The following is a 4,124-nucleotide window of genomic DNA, read 5'->3' as shown; positions in this document are numbered from 1 at the left end:
CTTCCGGGCTGCGGCCTTCCTCGCGGCGGCGGTCTTCTTCGCGGCAGCGGTCTTCCTGGCCGTGGTGCTCTTCTTCGCCTCCGTGGCCTTGGCGGCCGTGGTCTTCTTCGCGACCGCGGTCGTGGCCGTGGCCGTGCTCCCGCCCGCGGTCTTCTCCGTGGCCTTCCTGGCGGGCGCGGCGGTCTTCACCTCGCTCCCGTCGCGCACGTCCGTGACGGATGCGTCGGCCTTGGTCACCCTCCTCGTGGTCTTCGCGACGGCGCTCTTCTTGCCGTTCGCGTCCTTGGCCGCCGCCCCCGCAGCGGCGGTGGACCTCGCTGACGCCGTCTTCTTCACGGCGGTCTTCTTCGCCACCATGGCCGCGGCCCCTTCACATATTGTGATCTTGCTCGCGAATCGTGCTGGGACGATAAATCGACACCAGCCGCGCGGCAACGGGGCACGCCGCCTGTCCGGCCCGCCCCGCGCCTCACCCAACGCGAGCCTGCATCCGTTGTGCCCAGCTCCCCGCCGCGTAATCCGCCACACGGGCGGCGCCCGAGCCCGCCGGGCTCCGTATGGCCATTCGGGTCACCCCGGAAATGCGGTCGGCCCCGCCGCGCCCGGGCCCGTACACTGGGCTGAGCGAAAGGCGTGGATGGGGACGAGTAGCGTCGTACGCAGCCATGAGCGACCCGGGGACGGTGCGAGCCCGGGGGCGAGCGCGATGTGAACGATCACCCCGGAGCCGCCGGAAGAAACCCCAGGGCCGACCTGAGGCGAGTAGAACCGGCATCGCGACCCCAATGAGGGGGCCCGGGACATGCGTGTCCGGGGCCAAGGAGGGTGGTACCGCGGGAGCGCAGCACATGGCTCTCGTCCCTCCGACGGAAGAGACACAGTCCGTTGGAGGAGCTCGTACATGACGCCGCCGCAGTACCGCCAGGTACCCGCCCAGGTCGACCTGCCCGCGCTGGAGCACGCCGTGCTCGATTTCTGGCGCGAGAGCAAGGTCTTCGCGAAGAGCCTCGATCAGTCCGAGGGCCGCCCCGAGTGGGTCTTCTACGAGGGCCCGCCCACCGCGAACGGCATGCCCGGTGCGCACCACATCGAGGCCCGTGTCTTCAAGGACGTCTTCCCGCGTTTCCGCACCATGCGGGGCTACCACGTGGCCCGCAAGGCCGGCTGGGACTGCCACGGCCTGCCGGTCGAGCTCGCCGTCGAGAAGGAGCTCGGCTTCAACGGCAAGAAGGACATCGAGGCGTACGGCATCGCGGAATTCAACGCCAAGTGCCGTGAGTCCGTGACCCGCCACACCGACGCCTTCGCCGAGCTGACGACCCGGATGGGCTACTGGGTCGACCTCGACGACGCGTACCGCACGATGGACCCCGAGTACATCGAATCGGTCTGGTGGTCGCTGAAGGAGATCTTCAAGAAGGGCCTGCTGGTCCAGGACCACCGGGTCGCCCCCTGGTGCCCCCGCTGCGGCACCGGCCTCTCCGACCACGAGCTGGCGCAGGGCTACGAGACGGTCGTCGACCCGTCCGTCTTCGTCCGCTTCCCGCTGACCTCCGGCCCCCTCGCGGGCGAGGCCGCGCTTCTCGTCTGGACGACGACCCCCTGGACGCTGGTCTCGAACACCGCGGTGGCGGCGCACCCCGAGGTCACGTACGTCGTGGCGACGAACGGCGAGGAGAAGCTCGTCGTCGCCCAGCCGCTGCTGGAGAAGGCCCTCGGCGAGGGCTGGGAAGCCACCGGCCGGACGTTCACAGGCGCCGAGATGGAGCGCTGGACGTACGACCGTCCCTTCCACCTCGTGGAATTCCCGAGCGTCAGCGAGGGAAGCAACGGAGACAGCCCCTCCGCCGCGCACTTCGTCGTCAACGCCGAGTACGTGACGACGGAGGACGGTACGGGTCTGGTCCACCAGTCCCCCGCCTTCGGTGAGGACGACCTCAAGGTCTGCCGCGCGTACGGACTGCCGGTCGTGAACCCGGTCCGTCCCGACGGCACCTTCGAGGAGGACGTGCCGCTGGTCGGCGGTGTCTTCTTCAAGAAGGCGGACGAGGCCCTCACCAAGGACCTGGACGCCCGCGGGCTGCTCTTCAAGCACATCCCGTACGAGCACAGCTACCCGCACTGCTGGCGCTGCCACACGGCACTGCTCTACTACGCGCAGCCGTCCTGGTACATCCGTACGACCGCGATCAAGGACCGGCTCCTCGAGGAGAACGACGGGACGAACTGGTTCCCGGAGTCGGTCAAGCACGGACGGTACGGCGACTGGCTGAACAACAACATCGACTGGGCGCTCTCGCGCAACCGGTACTGGGGTACGCCGCTGCCGATCTGGCGCTGCGAGGAGAACCACCTGACGTGCGTCGGCTCGCGCGCCGAGCTGAGCGAGCTGACCGGTGAGGACCAGTCCGCCCTGGATCCGCACCGCCCGTTCATCGACGACGTCACCTTCGCCTGCCCGGAGTGCCCGGGTACGGCGACGCGCGTGCCCGAGGTGATCGACGCCTGGTACGACTCGGGCTCGATGCCGTTCGCGCAGTACGGCTACCCGTACAAGAACAAGGAACTGTTCGAGAGCCGCTACCCGGCGCAGTTCATCTCCGAGGCGATCGACCAGACCCGCGGCTGGTTCTACACGCTGATGGCGGTCGGCACGCTGGTCTTCGACAAGTCCTCGTACGAGAACGTGGTCTGCCTGGGCCACATCCTCGCCGAGGACGGCCGCAAGATGTCCAAGCACCTGGGCAACATCCTGCAGCCGATCCCGCTGATGGATCAGCACGGCGCGGACGCGGTGCGCTGGTTCATGGCGGCCGGCGGCTCACCGTGGGCGGCGCGCCGCGTCGGCCACGGCACGATCCAGGAGGTCGTGCGCAAGACGCTGCTGACCTACTGGAACACGGTGGCGTTCCAGGCGCTGTACGCGCGTACGTCGGGCTGGGCGCCCTCGGCCGCCGACCCGGCGCCGGCGGAGCGGCCGCTGCTCGACCGCTGGCTGCTGAGCGAGCTGCACGCGCTGGTGGACCAGGTCACGCAGGCCATGGAGACCTACGACACCCAGCGCGCCGGCAAGCTGATGTCGTCCTTCGTGGACGATCTGTCGAACTGGTACGTGCGCCGCTCGCGGCGCCGCTTCTGGCAGGGCGACAAGGCGGCCCTGCGCACGCTGCACGAGGTCGTGGAGACGGTGACCCGGCTGCTGGCGCCGCTGACCCCGTTCATCACGGAGCGGGTCTGGCAGGACCTGGTGGTGCCGGTGACGCCGGACGCACCCGAGTCCGTCCACCTGTCCAGCTGGCCCGAGGCGGACCTGTCGGCGATCGACCCGACGCTGTCGCAGCAGATGGCGCTGGTCCGGCGGCTGGTGGAGCTGGGCCGTGCGACGCGTGCGGAGTCGGGTGTGAAGACCCGCCAGCCGTTGTCCCGTGCGCTGGTGGCGGCTTCCGGCTTCGAGTCGCTCTCCCCCGAGCTGCACGCCCAGATCACGGAGGAGCTGAATGTCTCCTCCCTCGCCTCGCTGACTGATTCCTCCGCTGGTCCAGCGGGCGGCGGCTCGCTGGTCGACACGACGGCCAAGGCGAACTTCCGGGCCCTGGGCAAGCGCTTCGGCAAGGGCGTCCAGGACGTGGCCAAGGCGGTCGCGGCGGCGGACGCGGCGGCGCTGTCGCTGGCGCTGCGGTCCGGGGAGGCCACGATCTTGGTGAACGGTGAGGAGGTGACTCTCTCCCCGGAGGAGGTCATCATCACGGAGACCCCTCGCGAGGGCTGGTCGGTCGCCTCCGACCAGGGCGCGACGGTCGCCCTCGACCTGGAGATCACTCCGGAGCTGCGCCGTGCGGGCCTCGCCCGTGACGCGATCCGCCTCATCCAGGAGGCCCGCAAGAACAGCGGCCTGGACGTGTCGGACCGTATCGCGCTTCGCTGGTCCTCCACGGACGCGGAGGTCACGTCGGCGCTGACGGACCACTCCTCGCTGATCGCGGACGAGGTCCTGGCGACCGACTTCGCGGCGGGTGAGGCCGACGCCACCTTCGGCTCCGCCTTCACGGACGAGGGCCTGTCCCTGACCTTCCGCCTCCGCAAGGCGTAAGGCTTCGCTTTCAGGGCCCCGGCCGACCATGTCG

1 protein-coding gene and 1 pseudogene are annotated in these 4,124 nt (G+C 69.7%); one reads left to right on the top strand and one right to left on the bottom strand.

Going from position 1 to position 4,124, the window contains the following annotated elements; translation table 11 throughout:
- Nucleotides 1-357: pseudogene (locus ACWGI8_RS40690) on the bottom strand (TraR/DksA C4-type zinc finger protein); the annotation flags it as partial.
- 544 nt (nucleotides 358-901) lie between these two features.
- On the opposite strand from ACWGI8_RS40690, the gene ileS reads away from it, so the two are divergent.
- Nucleotides 902-4,090 carry an isoleucine--tRNA ligase gene (ileS, locus tag ACWGI8_RS40685; protein WP_453668485.1) on the top strand — a complete coding sequence of 1,063 codons (3,189 nt, stop codon included), beginning with the start codon at nucleotides 902-904 and terminating at the stop codon, nucleotides 4,088-4,090.
- The last annotated feature ends 34 nt before the right edge of the window (nucleotides 4,091-4,124 follow it).

This window comes from Streptomyces sp. NPDC054841 (genome assembly GCF_053611045.1).
This window is presented reverse-complemented; position numbering and strand designations above follow the sequence as displayed.